The sequence below is a fragment of the Thalassospira sp. genome (assembly GCF_048059015.1).
Taxonomy (GTDB): Bacteria; Pseudomonadota; Alphaproteobacteria; order Rhodospirillales; family Thalassospiraceae; genus Thalassospira.
Map to the genome: position 1 here is coordinate 107,193 of NZ_JBLLNT010000003.1, position 19,134 is coordinate 126,326.

Annotated in this window: 18 protein-coding genes; 8 read left to right on the top strand and 10 right to left on the bottom strand. The window is 53.5% G+C overall.

Annotation, left to right across the window (positions count from 1 at the left end; genetic code table 11):
• Nucleotides 1-23 precede the first annotated feature (23 nt).
• The 3 genes from ACMZ66_RS04375 to ACMZ66_RS04385 form a co-directional block, all read right to left on the bottom strand.
• Nucleotides 24-1,523 carry a sensor histidine kinase gene (locus ACMZ66_RS04375; protein WP_416934791.1) on the bottom strand — a complete coding sequence of 500 codons (1,500 nt, stop codon included), beginning with the start codon at nt 1,521-1,523 and terminating at the stop codon, nt 24-26.
• Between the two features lie 9 nt (nt 1,524-1,532).
• Nucleotides 1,533-2,234, bottom strand: coding sequence for a response regulator (locus tag ACMZ66_RS04380; protein WP_416934793.1), 702 nt, complete (start codon nt 2,232-2,234; stop codon nt 1,533-1,535).
• A gap of 198 nt (nt 2,235-2,432) precedes the next feature.
• Entirely contained in the window at nt 2,433-4,028 is a 1,596-nt protein-coding gene (locus tag ACMZ66_RS04385; RefSeq protein WP_416934795.1) for a choice-of-anchor I family protein, read from the bottom strand.
• A gap of 185 nt (nt 4,029-4,213) precedes the next feature.
• Here ACMZ66_RS04385 and ACMZ66_RS04390 point away from each other — a divergent pair, with 185 nt between their 5' ends.
• From ACMZ66_RS04390 to ACMZ66_RS04400, 3 genes are read left to right on the top strand one after another with little or no spacing between them, the layout of a single operon-like run.
• Nucleotides 4,214-5,242 (top strand): NAD(P)/FAD-dependent oxidoreductase, encoded by a 1,029-nt coding sequence (locus ACMZ66_RS04390; RefSeq protein WP_416934797.1) that lies wholly within the window; start codon nt 4,214-4,216, stop codon nt 5,240-5,242.
• A 24-nt stretch (nt 5,243-5,266) separates the two neighbouring features.
• A complete protein-coding gene (locus ACMZ66_RS04395; RefSeq protein WP_416934799.1) occupies nt 5,267-5,461 on the top strand; it encodes a DUF2256 domain-containing protein in 195 nt (64 codons plus the stop codon).
• Nucleotides 5,458-5,742, top strand: coding sequence for a DUF3253 domain-containing protein (locus ACMZ66_RS04400; RefSeq protein ID WP_416934801.1), 285 nt, complete (start codon nt 5,458-5,460; stop codon nt 5,740-5,742). Before ACMZ66_RS04395 ends, ACMZ66_RS04400 begins: the two co-directional genes overlap by 4 nt.
• Nucleotides 5,743-5,758: 16 nt before the next feature.
• On the opposite strand, the gene pgi is transcribed toward ACMZ66_RS04400, so the two are convergent.
• From pgi to ACMZ66_RS04435, 7 genes are all read right to left on the bottom strand, one after another.
• The gene (gene pgi / locus ACMZ66_RS04405; RefSeq protein WP_416934803.1) at nt 5,759-7,405 is read right to left on the bottom strand and encodes a glucose-6-phosphate isomerase; all 1,647 of its coding nucleotides are present in this window, start codon (nt 7,403-7,405) and stop codon (nt 5,759-5,761) included.
• Between the two features lie 150 nt (nt 7,406-7,555).
• Nucleotides 7,556-8,515 carry a PfkB family carbohydrate kinase gene (locus ACMZ66_RS04410; RefSeq protein ID WP_416934805.1) on the bottom strand — a complete coding sequence of 320 codons (960 nt, stop codon included), beginning with the start codon at nt 8,513-8,515 and terminating at the stop codon, nt 7,556-7,558.
• Nucleotides 8,516-8,651: 136 nt separating this feature from the next.
• A complete protein-coding gene (locus ACMZ66_RS04415; RefSeq protein WP_416934807.1) occupies nt 8,652-9,251 on the bottom strand; it encodes a tyrosine phosphatase family protein in 600 nt (199 codons plus the stop codon).
• A gap of 156 nt (nt 9,252-9,407) precedes the next feature.
• Nucleotides 9,408-10,379, bottom strand: a complete 972-nt coding sequence (speB, locus tag ACMZ66_RS04420; RefSeq protein ID WP_416934809.1) for an agmatinase — start codon at nt 10,377-10,379, stop codon at nt 9,408-9,410.
• Nucleotides 10,380-10,445: 66 nt separating this feature from the next.
• Nucleotides 10,446-11,951 (bottom strand): aldehyde dehydrogenase, encoded by a 1,506-nt coding sequence (locus ACMZ66_RS04425; protein ID WP_416934811.1) that lies wholly within the window; start codon nt 11,949-11,951, stop codon nt 10,446-10,448.
• Nucleotides 11,952-12,044: 93 nt separating this feature from the next.
• A complete protein-coding gene (locus ACMZ66_RS04430; protein WP_416934813.1) occupies nt 12,045-12,593 on the bottom strand; it encodes a cupin domain-containing protein in 549 nt (182 codons plus the stop codon).
• 42 nt (nt 12,594-12,635) lie between these two features.
• Nucleotides 12,636-14,018 carry a glutamine synthetase family protein gene (locus ACMZ66_RS04435; protein WP_416934815.1) on the bottom strand — a complete coding sequence of 461 codons (1,383 nt, stop codon included), beginning with the start codon at nt 14,016-14,018 and terminating at the stop codon, nt 12,636-12,638.
• 335 nt (nt 14,019-14,353) lie between these two features.
• Between ACMZ66_RS04435 and ACMZ66_RS04440 the strand changes: the two genes are divergently transcribed.
• The 5 genes from ACMZ66_RS04440 (at nt 14,354) to ACMZ66_RS04460 (ending at nt 19,131) form a co-directional block, all read left to right on the top strand.
• On the top strand, nt 14,354-15,724 hold the full coding sequence (locus ACMZ66_RS04440) for an aspartate aminotransferase family protein (protein WP_416934817.1): 1,371 nt from the start codon (nt 14,354-14,356) through the stop codon (nt 15,722-15,724).
• 107 nt (nt 15,725-15,831) lie between these two features.
• Nucleotides 15,832-17,181, top strand: coding sequence for an NAD(P)/FAD-dependent oxidoreductase (locus tag ACMZ66_RS04445; RefSeq protein WP_416934819.1), 1,350 nt, complete (start codon nt 15,832-15,834; stop codon nt 17,179-17,181).
• A 131-nt stretch (nt 17,182-17,312) separates the two neighbouring features.
• Nucleotides 17,313-17,798: a group III truncated hemoglobin gene (locus tag ACMZ66_RS04450; protein ID WP_416934821.1), complete on the top strand. Its 486-nt coding sequence runs from the start codon at nt 17,313-17,315 to the stop codon at nt 17,796-17,798.
• Between the two features lie 126 nt (nt 17,799-17,924).
• Nucleotides 17,925-18,392 (top strand): MarR family winged helix-turn-helix transcriptional regulator, encoded by a 468-nt coding sequence (locus tag ACMZ66_RS04455; RefSeq protein WP_416934823.1) that lies wholly within the window; start codon nt 17,925-17,927, stop codon nt 18,390-18,392.
• Between the two features lie 37 nt (nt 18,393-18,429).
• Nucleotides 18,430-19,131, top strand: coding sequence for a cysteine hydrolase (locus ACMZ66_RS04460; RefSeq protein ID WP_416935624.1), 702 nt, complete (start codon nt 18,430-18,432; stop codon nt 19,129-19,131).
• Nucleotides 19,132-19,134: the final 3 nt, after the last annotated feature.

A 19,134-nucleotide genomic window follows, 5' to 3' on the forward strand; every position in this document is an offset into this window, starting at 1 on the left:
AAATCCGGGCCGTTTTTTGTGCTCTATACGCGACGCGGTAGGGAGATCAAAACTTCCAGCCCCTTACCCGGCATATTGCGAAGCTCGATCCGGCCATCGTGGGCATCAATGACGGTTTTAACGATCGAAAGCCCAAGGCCACTGCCCCCGGTGCTGCGTGCGCGTGATCCTTCAACACGGTAAAACGGCAGGAATACTTTGTCCTGATGCTCAACCGGAATGCCCGGTCCTTCGTCGCGGATGGTGACAAGGACGGTGTCCGCCGTTGCTTCCAGACTGACACGCGCGCGATGACCATATTTCAGCGCGTTTTCAATCAGGTTGGTAAAGGCACGCTTGAGCGTTCCCGGACGACAGGACAGCCGAATGCTGCGCTTACCATCAAAGGAATGCATTTCATCGCCACTGCCAAATACAGTTTGGACCGAACTGAATTGTAAGGGCTGCGGCCCGGCGAACGTCACCGGACGACCAAGATCGGCATAATCATCGCAGATCGCTTCAAGGACAGAGACGAAATCAACGGTGCGTTCTTCTTCCTTCTGGATCCAGTCCCCCAGGAAGTCGAGCGCATCATTTAAAAGCCCGTCCATCTCATCAAGATCGCGCAAGATCGTCTCGCGCAGTTCGTCATTTTCAATGAACTCGGCACGCAAGCGCAGGCGCGTGCTGGGCGTGCGCAGATCGTGCGAAATGGCGGCTAGCATCCGGGTTCGGTCCCCCAACATGCGCGAAATACGCTCCCGCAAATCGTTATAGGCAGCTGCCATTGACCTGGCTTCCGTCGGGCCGCGTTCTTCAACCGGCGGGCCATCGACTTCATCACCATGATCAATGATTGCACGTGTCAGGTTCTTGAATGGTCCCGCCAGTAAATCGGCCAATGTCGCAAACACGACAAGGACGGCAACGACGCCCAAAAGGAAAACAAGGAACACCAGTGACGGGCTTGAATAGCTTGACCACAGTTCACCATGGCTGACCAAAATGCGTTTGCCTGACGGCATCATGATTTCGATCTGCGCCTGTAGGCCCAAACGGGCAATCTCACGCGATAGTTCGGCAAAGAACAGGCTTGGGTTTTCGGCCGCTTCGATGATTTCACGCTGTTCGGCACTGAGCCGCCCACGCAGGAAATGCACTTTCACCGATGTCGGCCAACCGGTATCGGCCAGACGTGCCGGCATGGCGATATGCTGTGCCGGGCGGGAGAATAAAAGCAGCGTGCCCAAATCATCTGGCGGCAACAGCTTTAACGTCATCCCGTCACGGGCCGCAATACTGACGATATCGGCTTCGAACTCCGGGTTTTCGGCAATGCGAACCAGTTCACGCAGCGTGAAGCCCAGTGTATAGGCGCGACTGATGCGCTCGCCACGTTCAATGACGTAATAGGATGCCATCGCGCTTAGCGTCGCGATGATCAATCCGCCGACCATCATCAGGATGAAAATCCGCCCACCCAAGGTGCGCGGTTTATAGCGACGAAGATAGTTGCTGAAATCTGCGAACATATCCGCCATCGCCAGTCCTTAAATCGACTGGGTGTCAGCGCAGAACTGATAGCCGATGCCACGCACGGTCTTGATCAGTTTCGGGTTCTTGGCATCTTTTTCAATCTTGCGGCGCAGACGGCTGATCTGAATGTCGATGCTGCGATCAAACGGCAAGGAGCTTTGACCACGGACAATATCCACCAGTTGCTCACGCGAAAGCGCACGCTTGTTGTTTTTCACCAATGCCAAAAGAAGCGAAAACTCGCCGGTCGACAAATGCACTGCAACATTATCGGCATCACGCAATTCCCGTGATCCGATATCAAGGGTCCATTCACCAAAGATGATCTTGCGCGTCGGGGCGATTTCATTTTCGACCGGCCCCACCGTCCCGGTTTCAAACCGGCGAAACACCGCCCGGATACGGGCCAGTAATTCACGCGGATTGAACGGCTTGGTCAGATAATCATCCGCCCCCAGTTCAAGGCCAAGAATACGATCAGTATCCTCGCCAACAGCCGTTAGCATGACAATCGGCACCTTGGACGTGCGGCGCACATCGCGACACAGCGCAAAGCCATCTTCGCCCGGAAGCATGATATCTAGAATGACCAGATCAATCTTCCAGTCACGCAATGCACGATGCATCTCGTTGCCGTCTGAAACGGTCGTGATGCGAAAACCATGCTGGAGCAGGAATTTCTTTAAAAGCTTCTGGATTTCCTGATCGTCATCCACGACCAGGATATGTGGTTCACGTCGCGTAGTCAGTGTCCCGAACTCCCCTATTTATCAACCGGCCATGTTCCTGACCGTGGGCGGAGTTTAGTCGAATTTGCCTATGGATTGAAACATTTTACCACGCAACGCGCATAAAAGAAAAAGCCGGGCAAAACCCGGCTTTCCCTGATCAGATGATGCAATCAAACTTGCCGATTATTTCAGGTCGTAAACCTTGGTACTGCCTGATACTTCGGATGCAACAACCAGCATCGCATTACCGGTCGGGCTATCCTTGGCATCAACGAACTGCATGCCTTCCGGGGCCAACTCACCTGCGCTGTCATGTTCCGGGCTGCCCGAGAAACGACGATCGCTGTGATAGGTAACAAATTGCGGGTTGGTCGGGTTGGTCAGATCGTAAACCATGAAACCACCCTGACGCTCCAGACCGATAAAGGCATAAGGCGTACCATTGACGTAACCTGATGCAATGCCTTCGGGTTCCGGACCTTTGTCGTCCGAACGGTTGTCACGGCTGTAGTTTTCGGTGTCGGAAGAGTTGAACACGTTGGCATATTTCGATGCCAGAAGTTGCTCGAAGGCATCACCGCTGTCAAAGACCATCTCGCCATTTGCATCAAGCACCGAGAACGAACGCGCGCCGTAGCTATAGATGACATCAACGTCACCATCGCCATCGGTATCACCCTGTGCGGTCGTGGTTTTCAGACGGCCAAGGTTTTCGTCCTTCTGAAGCGTGCTTGCGGTCGGGAAGGCAACCGGATCGAGTTTCAGCTTACCAACGCGGGTTTCTTCGCTGTAACCGTCATAATCACGTGAATCCCCTTCGTTGGCGATCAGGACCCATTCCTTGCCACCGATTTCGATCGCATCGATGGTGTCAGGCATATACATGCCCATGACCGGCCAGGTACGAATGTTGATCTTGCCGTCCTTGTCACTTGCGTCAAAGGCGTGAACCGAATGGTCCTTGAAACCAAGCCCAGCAACGCGTTTGACCGATGCGCCATCGATGTCAATGATCGCAACAGCATTGTTTTCCTGAAGCGAGACATAGGCGGTTCTGCTGTCCTTGGAGACGGCGATATATTCCGGCTCAACATCCTGGGCAACGCTTGAGGTGCCCGGGTTGGACGTGCGCATGCCATAAGGCAGTTCACCATCATTCAGGAACGAGAATTCAACAGTACGAACATTTGCAGCACTAAGGTTGTTCACACCTCCCGCCAGCGAAATGATCGAAACGCTGCCTTCCGGATCGTTTTTGAAATTGTCGCTCGGCTCACCTTCGTTGGCGACCAGAACATATTTGCCATCCGGGGTGAACTTGATCATGTCTGGCAGTGCGCCGACCGTTACAGCAGAAATAAAGCTGCCTTCGGTGTCAAAGAATACAGCCTGACCTGCAGCCTGCTTGTCCTTGTTTTCAACCGCAACCGCGACGATGCCATCCTTGATTGCAACACTGTTGGCACCCTTGCCCCATGTCGAAAGCTCCATCGAGCCGATCTTGGTCAGCTTGGATGGATCAGACATATCAAGAATATCAATCGCCTTATCGGCACCGTTCACGACAAAGATGCGCTTGGAGATCGGATCAAAAGCCGGGATTTCAGCAGCACCTTCGTCCAGCATACCGGTGCGGTATTCGCCCATCGGCACGATGGTCAGCGGATGCGCGCCAAGATTGGCAGCGCCAGAAACCATCATCGCATTGTTTTCAGCAGTGCTTACACAGGCAGTCAGAAGTACAGAAACGGCAGCAGTTGCCAGCAGTGAAGAACGCATAAATTCCCCCTTGGTAAATGGTTCGTCAGTGCAGACAACTTCCTGATTTGCTGTAACAGTTTAATGACCACGCGGTGACAGTTTCATAAATATCTTATGGCACTGACTGCTCCAAAACGCGCGCCGTCCCGTACCACTATGCAAGAGCCGGTTTTGTCCGACCAAATGCAAGACAGGAACGCCAAATGAGCATGATCAAGATCGCCATTATCGGGGCTGGCATGGCCGGCCTTAAAGCTGCCAGCACCCTTCATAAAATCGGCATGGATGTAACCGTGTTTGAAAAAAGCCGCGGCCTTGGCGGACGATTGGCATCACGGCGGACCGAGTTCGGACATTTCAATCATGGTGCGCAGTATGTAACCGCGCGCCATCCGGGCTTTAACGATTACCTTCATCAGGCTGCTGAATTTAACGCGGCACAGAACTGGCAACCCAACCTGCATCGTGGCGGTGATCATGGCGCGTATTCTGGCGATACCATCCCAGAAGTCAGCGGCAACCTCGCGCTGGAAAAATGGTATCAGGGCGCGCCGCAGATGAACAAACTTATCCGTCCACTGGTCGAACCGTTTGAAATCAGAAAACAGCACCGCATCACCAAAATCGATGCGATAACACCAAGAAGCTTTATGCTGCATGATGATCTCGATGGTGAATTTGGCCCGTTCGATGGCGTGATCGTCACCGCTCCTGCCCCGCAAACGGCTGATCTTCTGCGCCCACTCAGCCCACGCTTTGATCCGATTGGCGATGTGGTGATGGCGCCGTGCTGGGCTGTGATGGTGGCATTTGAAAAGCCGTTACCAACCGCGTTTGATGCGATGATCCATCCCTGCCCCGATATCAGTTGGGCCGCACGCAGCAGTCAAAGCAATGACATGTTCCATCGCAGAACGCCTGATCCGTGGGTCCTGCATGCAAGCCCGGAATGGTCACGCGACCATCTGGAAGAAGACAAGGAACGCGTGATTGAAAAGCTGTTGGCCGCCCTTCGCGATGTCAGTGGCGTGAAGTTGCCTGAATTGCATTCGGTTCAGGCGCATCGTTGGCGCTATGCCCGGACCAAAACGCCACTTGGCCGTGCGCAGCTTAATGGCATGAATGGTCGCGTGATTGCCGCAGGCGACTGGTGCCTTGGTGCGCGTGTCGAAGCCGCATGGCGCAGTGGTCAGTCTGCCGCACACACCATGATCGAAACGCTTATCGGTTGATCGCGCCAATCAGGGCCCTGTGACATGCCACGCAATGCCAACGGACATCGCCAAAGCAAATCCCACCTGCCAGAGAAAATCTGTGCAAGTTGCGCGCGCCCGTTTTCATGGCGGCGCAAATGGAAAGATTGCTGGGACGACGTTCGTTATTGCTCTGAGCGGTGTCGGGGCAATCGAAAGGCCGTAACGAACACTGAACAACAGAGTTTATCGCCATGATGTTTGATCAAAGCGATGAAGATATCCCGACCTACGCCATCCTGCGTCAGCGCACAATCGATCTGGCAACAGAACACGGTGTCGAGAAAACCATCTGCCCATCCGAAGTCGCGCGATCTTTCGGATCATACTGGCGCGATTTGATGCCACGTGTGCATCAGGTTGCAGATCAATTATGTTCGGAAGGTCAGCTTGAATATTGCAAGGACGGCGTCAGCCATGGCCAACGCCGTCCTTCAGGTCACTATCGTCTGCGCATCATCCCCGACAAGGGATCATGACTTCATCTTTGGCGGCTTAACCGCGCAGCGACTGCAAATGTTTGATCAGGCCTGCGGTAGATGCGTCGCGCGATCCGGCATCTTCCTTGCCCTCAACCATCGGAAGCAGTTCCATGGCAAGCTGCTTGCCAAGCTCAACCCCCCACTGGTCATAGGAATTCACATTCCAGATGATGCCCTGAACAAAGATCTTATGTTCATACATCGCAACCAAGCGGCCCAGGGTGAAGGGATCAAGCTGCTTATATAGGATCATGGTGCTGGGCTTGTTGCCTTCAAACACCTTTTGCGGTGCCAGAACGTCAATCTCGGCCGGTGACAGGTCACTTCCCGCCAGTTCCGCACGTACCTCTTCCTCGGTCTTGCCCCGCATCAGGGCTTCGGCCTGTGCCAGGCAGTTGGAAACCAGCTTGTCATGATGGTTTGCCAGCGGATGAAGCGCATTGGCCGCCATGATGAAATCAACCGGGATCAGTTCCGTGCCCTGATGGATCAGCTGATAAAACGCATGCTGGCCATTGGTGCCCGGCTCACCCCAGATGATCGGACCGGTTTCATAGGCAATCTGTTTGCCATCGCGTGTTACGGACTTGCCGTTACTTTCCATATCGGCCTGCTGCAGATAGGCCGGAAGGCGCGACAGATGCTGATCATAAGGCAGGATTGCTTGGCTCGATGCGCCAAGAACATTGCGATACCAAACACCAATCAAACCAAGAATCATCGGAATGTTTGTTTCAATTGGTGCGGTTTTGAAATGGTTGTCCATCGATTGCGCACCGCGCAGCAATTCTTCGAACTTGTCATACCCGACGGCGAGAATGATCGGCAAGCCAATCGCCGACCACAGGCTATAACGCCCGCCAACCCAGTCCCAGAAGCCGAACGCATTGTCGGTATCGATCCCGAAAGCTGCGACCTTATCAAGGGCGGTTGAAACCGCGACAAAGTGCTTGGCAACTGCGGCTTCGCTTTTGAGCATACCGACAAGCCAGTCACGCGCGGAATAGGCATTGGTTAGTGTTTCATCGGTCGTGAAGGTCTTTGATGCGATGATGAAAAGCGTCGTTTCCGCATCTAGGAACTTCAGCGTATCGACAATATGCGCGCCATCGACGTTGGAAACGAAATGGCAGCGAATGCCATCAAGATGGTACGGACGAAGGGCTTCGTTGACCATAACCGGGCCAAGGTCAGACCCGCCAATCCCGATATTGACGACATCAGTGATTTTCTTGCCGGTATGGCCTTTCCATTCGCCTGAATTCACACGCGCGGCAAAGTCTTTCAAACGGCCCAGCACCTCCTTGACGGCAGGCATGACGTCTTCGCCGTCAACTTCCACCGGTGCGCCATCAAGGTTACGAAGGGCTGTATGCAGCACCGCACGATTTTCGGTCACATTGATTTTGTCACCGGCAAACATCCGGTCGCGCCAACCTTCGACATTGGCCGCCTTGGCAAGCTCGACAAGGGCTGCCATGACATCATCGGTGATCAGGTTTTTGGAATAGTCGACAAACAGGTCGTTCAGTGCGACGCTATAGCGCTCAAACCGTGCCGGGTCTTCGGCAAATGCACGGCGCAGGTTCAGGTTTTCAGAAACCTCGGCACCCAGTTGATCAAGTTTGTCCCAGCTTGCGGTCATGGTATCAGCAGACATTCCACCCTCGGTCCATTCAAAATTTCATCCATACGAAACAGTCGCTCCGCAATTTGCGGCAGCCCTGAAACAAACCATGTGTGGGACAGTTTGCAGCATGCGGCGGCAAGATTATGGCCGCCGCATGAATTTTCGTTTAAGGCCTCGATCTTAGCGGTTCGAAAGAAACTCTTCGACCTCTTTTTCGGTCGGAAGTGCATTGATCGCACCACGTTTGGTCGCCGTGATCGCACCGACTGCATTGGCAAAACGGCACGCTGCGGCAAGCTTCTCTTCGGACTTCAAAAGGTCTGCGTCCTTAAGCAAACGCGACAGGAAACCTGCCGTGCAGCCATCACCGGCACCCGTTGCATCCACCGCAGTAATTTCAAATGACGGGACAAAACCATCAAATTCCGGGGTGATAAAGCGCGATCCTTTCGGGCCATAAGTCACAACCAAGGCACGCCACTGATCACACCAAAGATCCTTGATGCCTTCTTCAAGGTCATCCTTGCCCGAAACAAAGGTAATTTCTTCGTCGGACATTTTAACGACGTCAGCCTGACTGATTGCCAGACGCAGAATTTCGCGGGCCTTTTCAACACTTGGCCAAAGTGGCAAACGCAGGTTCGGATCGCACGAAATGATTGCGCCATTTTCGCGCGCAATCTTGATCGCCTCAAGCGTTGCCGCACGCGGATCATCATCGATCATGCAAAGGGTTCCGTAATGGAACAGATCGGTCGATTTCAGCATATCCTGATCAAGATCGGCCGGGCTCAAAAGCATGTCGGCAGAAGGGCTACGATAGAACGAAAACTCACGTTCGCCATCGGCGCGCAAAGACACAAATGCAAGACCAGTCAGCGCTTCTTTGGTCAGAACGATGCCCGATATATCAACATCAGCGTCTTTGAGTGTGTCGACCAGAAAATGGCCGAATGCATCATCGCCCAGTTTACCGATAAAACCGGTTTCAATGCCCAGACGCTGCAGTCCCACTGCCGCATTTCCCGGAGCGCCACCCGCAGCCTTGGCAAAGGCCGGTGCGTCCGCAAGGCCGGTACCAGTAACGGTCGGCACAAAATCGATCAAAAGTTCCCCAAGACATACAGCTTTGGCTGCCATGACGTTTCTCCGTTCGGATCGTCCACCATCAGGCGGACCCGTTTTCAGTATTAGCGATCTGTGGGACGCACGCTTTTAAATCGATTCAATTTGACACGCAAACCAAATAACCGATGGCTTGCGTGTCAGAACCAAATTAAGCGGTTTGCTTGGAGAGTGCACGGCCAAATTCAACTTCACGGCCACGTTCAAGGTTGTTCATCCAGCCATCAAAGCTGTCATCGCGTTCAAGCTGAATGGCGTAGTGACGATGAAGTGCTGCGCTCAGACGCCCTTCTCTGCCCAGTAGTTCATCGGCAATCGCAATCATGACCGAATTTGGCCAGGCAATCGGACGCATTTCGCGAATAGTGGTAAAGATGCTGTCTTCATCACGGTCCGGTTCGCACTGCGCCATCAAGGTGATCATGGCAGCAGTCGAGCGCGACACGCCCATATGACAATGGACAAGCAGATGCCCGTCACGGCGATCCTGATGGCCTTCGCGAAGGGTTTCACCAAAGGCCAGAATGGCTTCGACATCGGCCTTCACCGGCATCGGACGGCCTTCCTTGTCATCAATCACGTCATGGAAACGAAGGATGGTACGTTCATGCGGGGCGTAATCAGCAAAGATGGTCGGATCTTCGCGTTCAGGGTCAAGCACAGACAGGATATGGGAAACGCCCTGGCTGCGATGGGTTGGTAATTCATCAATCCCACAGATGGTCAGGCGTGTGATGGCGATCGGTTTCATTTCATTCTCCTGTCATACATCGTTTCTTTTTGCTTCGGGCAATAAGACCACAGGAAAATGAAAAAACAAGGGCCGACACTCGTAAAAAGTGCCAGCCCAGTATTTTTCGTCGAACTGACACATCATGCAGTGTCAGCGTATCCGACAAGTCAGCGATTACTTCGCGCGGTTTACCGCATGGATGTTCAGCATTTCCCAAGCCATGGTCGCCCCGGCCAGCGACGTGATGTCTGAAACATCAAATGGCGGAGAAACTTCGACCACGTCACTGCCAATCAGATTCACATGACCGGCAAGACCACGCAGGATCGACACCGCCTGATGGCTGGTCAAACCGCCCAGAACCGGCGTACCGGTACCAGGTGCATAGCACGGATCAAGACCATCAATGTCAAAGGTGATATAGGCCGGATTGTTGCCAACCGTTGCCTTGATCTGTTCGACAATGGCGTCAATCGACATGGACTGAACTTCCGGGCCATAGATGATGTTATAGCCGTGCGTCGATTCATTATGGGTACGAATACCGACCTGAATGGATTTCGACGGGTTCACGATGCCCTTCTTGGCGGCATGCCAGAACATGGTGCCGTGATCGATACGATCACCATCATCTTCCCAGGTATCGGAATGCGCATCGAACTGGATCAGGGAAATGCCATCACCATACTTTTCCGCATGCGCCTTTAAGATCGGATAGGTGATGAAGTGATCGCCACCGATTGTCAGCATTTTTGCGCCCGACTGAACGATGTCACGTGCGTGATCTTCGATCATCTCCGGCAGCTTTTCTGGATGGCCCGGATCAATGACCATGTCGCCATAATCAATCACAGCCATTTCGGCAAAGATATCACGGCCAGACGGGAAATGCGGCGCCCATGCAAGGTTGGTCGATGCACGACGCACACCCTGCGGGCCAAGACGCGTCCCCGGACGGCTTGACGTTGCAAGATCATAGGGAATACCGGTAACCGCGACATCAATACCATTGAGATCGCGGGAATATCTGCGGCGCATGAATGACAGCGCACCGGAATACATCGGCTCGCTGGTGTTCTGATGCACAGATTTTGCAGTAAAGGCGTTATCACCGCCCTTGGTGTCAATGACCCCGGTGCTGCTCATTTTAAAACCCTTCTCACTTCCCGTATCAAACCCGGACCGTCTGCCTGTCAGCGGTCGACGGGATCCTTACGCGTCGCCCAGTGCAATCCAGGTCGACTTGACTTCACAATATTTGTCGAGCGCATGCAACGAACGGTCGCGACCGGTACCGGACTGTTTGTAACCACCAAACGGCATGGTGATTGATCCACCGTCCCAGCAATTCACCCAGACAAGACCCGAACGCAGTTTCTTTGCGGTCATATGGGCCTTGTTGATATCGCGCGTCCACACAGCAGCCGCCAGACCATATGGCGTATCATTTGCGGTCTGAACAGCCTCTTTCCAATCCTTGACCGAAATTACCGACAGAACCGGGCCAAAGATTTCTTCCTTGGCGATTGTCATGTCGTTTTTGATGCCATCAAACACGGTCGGTTCGACATAATATCCACCAGACTCGGTACGTGCACGCTTGCCACCGGTGCGCAGAACGCCACCTTCGGCCGAGCCCTTTTCGATATAACCCAGAACACGGTTCATCTGGTTTTCATCGACAATTGCGCCCATCTGGCTTTTCGGATCAAGCGGATCGCCCGGCTGCATTTTCGAACCAGCGGCGATGACCTTTTCGATGAACTCGTCCTTGATGCTTTCTTCAACAATCAAACGCGAACCCGCAGTGCAAACTTCGCCCTGGTTATAGAAGATGCCACCGGCCGCAGCCGCCGCAGCCGCATCCATATCCGGGCAATCGGCCAGAACGATGTTCGGGCTTTTGCCACCACATTCAAGCCATACGCGTTTCATGTTCGACTGACCGGAATACTGCAAGAACAGCTTGCCGACTTCACCCGACCCGGTAAAGGTCACGCAATCCACATCTTCATGCAGGCCAAGCGCCTTGCCCGCCGTCGGACCAAAGCCCGGAACAACGTTCAAAACACCTTCCGGAATACCGGCTTCAACCGCGATTTCCGCAACACGAAGTGCTGTCAGCGGTGATTGTTCGGCTGGCTTAAGGATAATCGAGTTTCCCATCGCCAAGGCCGGTCCAAGCTTCCAGACCGCCATCATAAGCGGGAAGTTCCACGGAACCACTGCCGCAACCACGCCCAGCGGTTCACGGGTGATCATGCCGATTTCATTGGTTCCTGACGGGGAAATCTCGTCATAGATCTTGTCGATCGCCTCGGCGTACCAGCGAATGCATTTGTATGACAGCGGAATATCATCGCGTACGGCAAGCGTGATCGGCTTGCCCATATCAAGGCTTTCCAGAAGTGCTAGTTCCGCCGCGTTCTTTTCCAGAAGATCAGCAAAATGAAGCAGTATCGCCTTGCGCTTTGCCGGGGCTGCTTCCGACCAGCTTCCTTTTTCAAACACCGCACGTGCCGATGCCACAGCGCGATTGACGTCTTCAACGTCACATTCGGCAACTTGTGTCAGGACCGAGCCATCACGCGGGCTGATGCAATCAAATGTCTTGCCCGATGCGGCATCGACATAGGCACCGTTGATGAACGCCTTGTTGCGAATATCAAGGGCGGCGGCCTGGGCGGTCAGTTGTTCAAAATTCAACGGATTGGTCATCGGAAGTCTCCTGACGGATGGCGCGTTGGGGCCTTGTTCAGTTTTGAAATTTCGGTGCCGATATTTTTATCGGCGGATCTTTTGTGCAGGTGATCAGTAGGACGGCGGTGTCGCGGCACTAACGATTTCACATTCACCATCGCCGACATTGCGGAAACGGTGCGGAATTTCCGCATTGAAATAATAGGCATCACCGGGGCCAAGCACCTTGACCCTCTCACCGACCGTTACTTCAAGTTTCCCGCGAATGATGACGCCGGCCTCCTCGCCCTTCTGGACGATCAGATTGTCACCGGTGTCACCACCCGCTGGATAGGTTTCATGGAGCACGCGCAATTTACGATCCTTGCGCGATGCCCCGACAAGACGCATCGACATCGTCCCGTCAGAAAGTTCAACAAGCTCTTCTTTTTTAAAGAAGATTTCTTCACCGTTATCGAGATCGATGGTGAAGAAATCGATCAGGCTCATGGGAATGCCGGCCAAGACCTTGGCAAGGCTGTCAACAGACGGGCTGACCCGGTTCTGTTCAATCGTCGAGATCGTACTGTTTGTAACACCGGCGCGACGCGCCAGTTCACGCTGTGACAGCCCATACATGCTGCGCACCGCTTTCAAACGATCCCCTACCTTTTGCGACATTCCCGTTTATTCCCTATCGAACTTATTCTTGTTTATGTGCGACTAGACCGCATCAAGGTACCAGCGATATTCAAGCTGGGTGACCTCGGCGAAGAATTCGTCATATTCGGCACGGCGGCAGATATCGAAGACCTCGACAAAGCGTTCGCCCAGATATTCCTTGACGATTTCACCATCAACGAAGCGATCAAGTGCGGAAATCATGCTGCGCGGAACGATCCGGCCACCATGCTGCTCGTAACCGTTACCAACAGTGGGTTCACCCGGATCAAGTTTGTTCTTCATGCCGTGATGCATCCCGGCCAGAACGCATGCCAGAACCAGATACGGGTTGGCATCCGCACCAGATACACGATGCTCCACACGGGCGGCCTTCGGGCTGCCTGCCGGAATACGCAACGCAACTGTACGGTTATTCAGACCCCAGTTCGGCGACATCGGCGCATAGGCCTTGTTCTGGAACCGGCGGAACGAGTTCGGGTTGGGCGCAAACACCGCCATGCTTTCAAACATGGCTTCCTGCAATCCACCAATCGCGAAACGCAGATTGTCTGAAACTTCCTCATCCGCCACCGGCGAAAGCACGTTATTGCCATCCGCATCACGCAGCGACACGTGAACATGCAAGCCGTTACCGGCCTGATCGGAATATGGTTTTGCCATAAAGGTCGCGGTCACACCGTGATCCCAAGCAATACCTTTAACGGTACGCTTAAGCTGCATAGCGTGGTCTGCGGCCATCATCGGATCATTGACGTGACCCAGATTGATTTCAAACTGGCCGGGACCAGCTTCGGCAACGATGGTGTCAGCCGGAATGTCCTGACGGTTCAGTTCGGCAACCGCGTCATGCAGGACTTTTTCGAAATCTTCGATCTGCTGCAGACCATAAACCTGAACACCATCAGATGCGATCCCGCCGCCAAGTGGCTGAGGCGGAAGCGGTTCTGCGGTTTTTTCGTTCTGGTCTGCCAGATAGAATTCAAGCTCAAGTGCGACAGTCGGATAAAGACCGTCAGCAGCCATGCGATCAACTACGCCCTGCAGCACATTGCGCGGATCAGCAAAGAATTTTGTACCATCAAGGTTATGCAGGCTCATCATGACCTGCGCCAATGGCAGTTCGCCATACGGCACACGGCACAGCGTTCCCGGGATCGGTTTTGCCAGATTGTCCTGGTCACCGCTCGACCAAAGAAGGCCCGTACCTTCGGGGGTGTCCCCCGTGATATCCACCAGGCACATCGAACCCGGCAGCGTCACACCTTCGGTAAAACTTTTGAGAAACTTTTGTTTGCTGATTCGCTTGCCGCGAAACACGCCATTGACATCGGGAATGAGCAACTCGACAAGTTCAACATCCGGATTTTCTTCAAAGAATCGTTGGGCTTCTGCCCTACTGTCTTCGACGAACGACTTGTTCATCGTCTTATACTCCCAGAAAAGGCCTTTTATTACAGGGTTGATCCCCGACGAACGGGTTTTATCCCTGAAACTCATCGTGCCGTGCCGAAATGCCCCGGTCAAGCCCCTTCGTTCGATATATCGTGCAAATCATGCAGTGCAAAAGAAATCTCCACGCCGATCAACTCGTTACCAACAGGCATCCCACAGCAACCACCAGATAACAAAAAACGAGTTTTCAGGCCGAAAAATTTTGTCGAAAAATCCTCTTGCAAAGGTGTTCAAAAAAACGAACACTAAAAACAGATGTTCAACATATCGCACAAAACAGACAAGCATCGCTGTCAGGAGACGTTATGAATAATTTCGACAAAACCGCCTATTGGCAGGACATTGACCAGGCTCACCACATTCACCCGTTCACCGATACGGCGGATCTGAATAACCGTGGCACCCGGGTTATCACGCGCGCCGAAGGTGTCTTTATCGAAGATTCCAACGGCAAACGTTACCTTGATGGCATGGCCGGTCTGTGGTGTGTGAATGTCGGCTATGGCCGCAAGGAACTTGCAGAAGCTGCTTTAAAGCAGATGCAGGAACTGCCCTATTACAATAACTTCTTCCAGTGCGCGAATACGCCTGCGATCGAGCTTTCCAAAGTTCTCGCGGAAATCACGCCAGAAGGCCTGAACCACGTTTTCTATGCCAATTCCGGCTCAGAGGCGAACGACACAGTTGTTCGTATGGTTCACCAGTATTGGAACCTTAAAGGCAAGCCTGAGCGCACCACCATCATCAGCCGCAAGAACGCCTATCACGGCTCGACCGTTGCCGGTGCGTCGCTTGGCGGGATGTCTGGCATGCATGCACAGGGCGGCGCGCTGGTCCGCGACATCGTTCATATCGATCAGCCTTATTGGTACGGCGAAGGTGGCGATCACACCCCGGAAGAATTCGGCCTGATTGCAGCACGCAAGCTTGAAGAAAAGATCGAAGAACTTGGTGCTGACCGTGTTGGTGCCTTTATTGGTGAACCGATCCAGGGTGCTGGTGGCGTGATCATTCCGCCGTCAACCTACTGGCCGGAAGTCCAGCGTATCTGCAAAAAATACGACATCCTTCTGATTGCCGATGAAGTCATTTGTGGCTTTGGTCGTACCGGCGAATGGTTCGGTTCTGACACGTTTGGCATCAAGCCGGACCTGATGCCAATGGCAAAGGGCATGTCGTCGGGTTACCTTCCGATCTCGGCCGTTATGGTTGGTGATCGCGTAGCCGACGTTCTGATCAATGAGTGCGGTGAGTTTACCCACGGCTTTACCTATTCAGGTCACCCTGCATGTGCGGCTGTGGCGCTTGAAAACATTCGTATCCTGCGCGAAGAAAAAATGGTCGAACGCGTCAAGGATGATATCGGTCCCTATTTCGCCAAAGCGCTTAAAACCCTTGAAGACCACCCGCTGGTCGGTGCGGTTGAAACCGTTGGTCTGATTGCCGGCATGCCGCTGGTTGATGACAAGAAAACGCGCAAAATGTTTGATAAGCCGGGCACGGTTGGCACGATTTGCCGTGATGCCTGTGTTGCCAATGGCGTGATCATGCGCGCCTGTGGTGACCGTATGGTTCTGTCCCCGCCGCTTTGCATCACCAAAGAAGAAATCGACGAGCTGGTCAAACGCGCACGCGCTGCCTTTGACGAGACCGCGAAGAAAATCGGAAAAATGTAATCATCATCTGATTACAGTGCCTTAACGAAATACCCGGCGTGAGATATCATTGCCGGGTATTTTCTTATCCGCCCAATCACCCTGCCCCACGCGCCAGCGAGTTTCCCATGCTTAAACGCATCTACCAGCCTGCGGCCTATCAAACCGATACCATGCCCAAAAGCTTTTGGGTCGCCAGCGCATCGCCCCTGCCCGAGTGTCTGGAAATGCCTGCTGAAGGCACGATCAGGGCCGATGTTGCGATCATTGGCGGCGGTTATTGTGGTCTGTCGGCCGCATTGGAACTGGCCAGGAACGGCGCAGATGTCGCGGTTTTTGATGCCGGGCGCAGTGGCTGGGGCGCATCGGGGCGCAATGGTGGCTTTTGCTGCATGGGTGGCAGTGGCAAGGATTACGGATATCTTGCCAAACGATTTGGCGAAGATGCAGTTCGGCATTTTGCCCGCATTCAACGCGACGCCATTCATCTGGTTGAAAAACGCCTGACGGATTGGAACATCGATGCAGACCGCCATTCTGATGGCGAAGTCATCCTTGCGCATAAGCCAAACCGGATAGCAGAACTTAAACACGAAGCAGCCGAACTGGCCCATTTCACCAAGATCAAGACCGAGCTTTTAAGCCCGGAAGCCCTTGATGAACGCGGCCTTCACGCCAAGGACACCCATGGCGGATTGCATGTTAAAATGGGCTTTGGCCTAAACCCGATGAAATATCTGGTGGGTCTGCATCAACAGTGTGTGGCAGCAGGTGTTCGGATATTTGAACAGGCAAAGATTGATCGCTTGGTCGAAGACGGCGAAGGATACCGCCTTCATGCCGGAAACACGCAGATTTCGGCAGGAAAGATCATCATCGCCACCAACGGCTATAGCGCGGAAAACCTGCCCGATTGGGTTGGTGGCAGATTGATGCCGGTCTTTTCAGGCATCCTTGTCACCCGCCCTCTTAGCGAGGATGAGCTTGCCGAACAAGGCTGGACAAGCGATTTAATGGCCTTTGATAGCCGCATCCTTTTGCACTATTTCCGCAAGCTTCCCGATAACCGGTTCCTGTTTGGCGGGCGTGGCGGCATCACCGCGACCGAGGCCGCCTTTGCCGCGGGCAAACGCGACTTGCTAGATAACTTCAATCGCATGTTCCCGGCATGGCGGGATGTGGAATTCTCCCATCACTGGAATGGTTTGGCGTGCCTGTCACAAAGCTGGCGGCCTTATATCGGACGTGTGCCCGGCCATCATGATGCCTGGACAGCCCTTGCCTGGCATGGCAATGGGGTCGCATTGGCAAGTCAGGGCGGAAAGATGTTGGCCGAACGGATGTTGGGCACGATTGACGATGATGATATCGGATCCGTACTTGGCACCCCTATGGGCAAATTCCCGATGCCAAGCCTGCGTCGCTTGGCGCGATCGGTTGCCTATCGCTATTACGGGCTGCGCGATAATTACGCCTAAGCAGGCCATGTTCGCGCGCTTAAATTCAGCGATCCATTTGCGTCAGCATCAAAAGTGACTTATGTCATGTCGCGCAGTGGCCAGTTGCGCTACTGAACTGGCATTCTGAACGACCTATAGGCACCATCATCATGTCCGACCAACAGCCGACCCTTGCCGAAATCAAGGAACGCCGCGAAATCGCCACCCGCCGTATCAAGGAAGATACCGGGATCGATCAGGACATGATCAAAAACATCGTGCACGGCTTCTATGCAAAGGTCCGCGATGACGATCTGCTGGGACCGGCATTTGATGAAAAGGTCGAGAACTGGGATCATCATCTTGATCGTATGGTGATGTTCTGGTCATCGGTCGCCTTGGCCACCGGCAATTACGACGGCCGCCCGATGCAAAAGCATCTGCCTCTTAAGATAACCCGACATCATTTTGATCGCTGGCTGCAACTGTTTGCCCAGACGCTTTCGGAATATTGCCAAGAACCAGCTGCAAAGCACTTCATGGAACGCGCCCTTCGCATTGCTTCAAGCTTTGAGATCGGGATTGCCGCCCACAATGGCGTATTGCTTGGCAAGGGCGAACGTTATGATCCGGTTTCAAGCTGGGATCCGAAATAAGCTTCGGCTTTAACTCAACAACATTCATAACTCTTCCGGGACATCCCCCCCTGCCCGTCAGAACTGTCACATGAATATAATGTCAACCCAGTTGACATTATATTCATCATCGGGTTTCATGGCCCCATGGAAAACAAACCGAACTCACATACCGAAAAGCTTTACCGCGCCATTCAGCTTACCCGCCCCCTGCTGCGCCATATCTCCGCATATGTAGAGCAGGAACTGGGTGATAGCGGCGTTACAGTTGGGCAGCGTGCCGTCCTTGAAGTTCTTTACACTGACGGCGCGATGACCGCCCCGCAATTAACCCAAAAGCTGGAACTTAAACGTCAGTTTGTCGCCCGTATGTTGGCCGAGGCAACGGATGCGGGGCTGGTAACCCAACAAGCCAACCCTGAACATGCACGTGCCCATTTTCATGTTCTGACCGATGCCGGGCATGGCGCGATCGCACGCATCCGTGATCATGAAATGCAGAAGCTTTTGGAACTTGAAGCGCTGTTTACCGTTGAAGAAATTGAAACCCATTACCGAGTTCAGCAGGTCATGAACCGTTGGTTTGCCGACAGGTTAACCACGCCGAAACCGTGACATAGCACCAATTGCCCCACGAACGGAGAACGTGACGATGTGGTCAGCGATCCTGATTATTGCCGCCGTGATTGCAACCCTTATAGCCTATACAGCTTACGGCCACCATCGCCATTTGGCCGCGAGTACGGGCACATCCATTGATCCGGCATCACGGCCAAATACCGCGCTTCTGATCATTGATTTTCAGGAGGATTTTACTACTGCCTCCGCCAAGCAGGCCTATCCACCTGCCGCGATGGAAAGCACCCTTACGGCAATCAATGCACTGGTCGAAACCGCCAATGAAAATGGCACCCCTGTCATTTCGGTGCGCCAAAAGTTTGATGGCTGGTACATCAATCTTTTGGTCCGGCTTCTGAACGAAGGCCGTGGCGGAGCCTCGTCTGATGGACTTAATCTGGATGCACGGATTGATGGTGATATTGATCATGACATAGTCAAATCACGCGCCGATGCGTTTCACGAGGAAAAACTTGATCGCATTTTGGCCCAGCACGGTGTTGGCAATTTGATTGTCGTCGGGCTGGATGGGGAATATTGCGTGAATGCGACGATTACCGGCGCGCTTAATCGCGGTTATGACGTCTCGTTCAGTGACGCGACCACGCTTACACTGAACTCAGCCAACTGGCAGAAAGTAAAATCCCGCCTCATTGCCGCAGGTGCAAAAGACGGGATTTCGCTAAATCATAAGCCGACCAAGTCAGACAGAGCAAAGGAAAACGAGCCTGCCTGACCG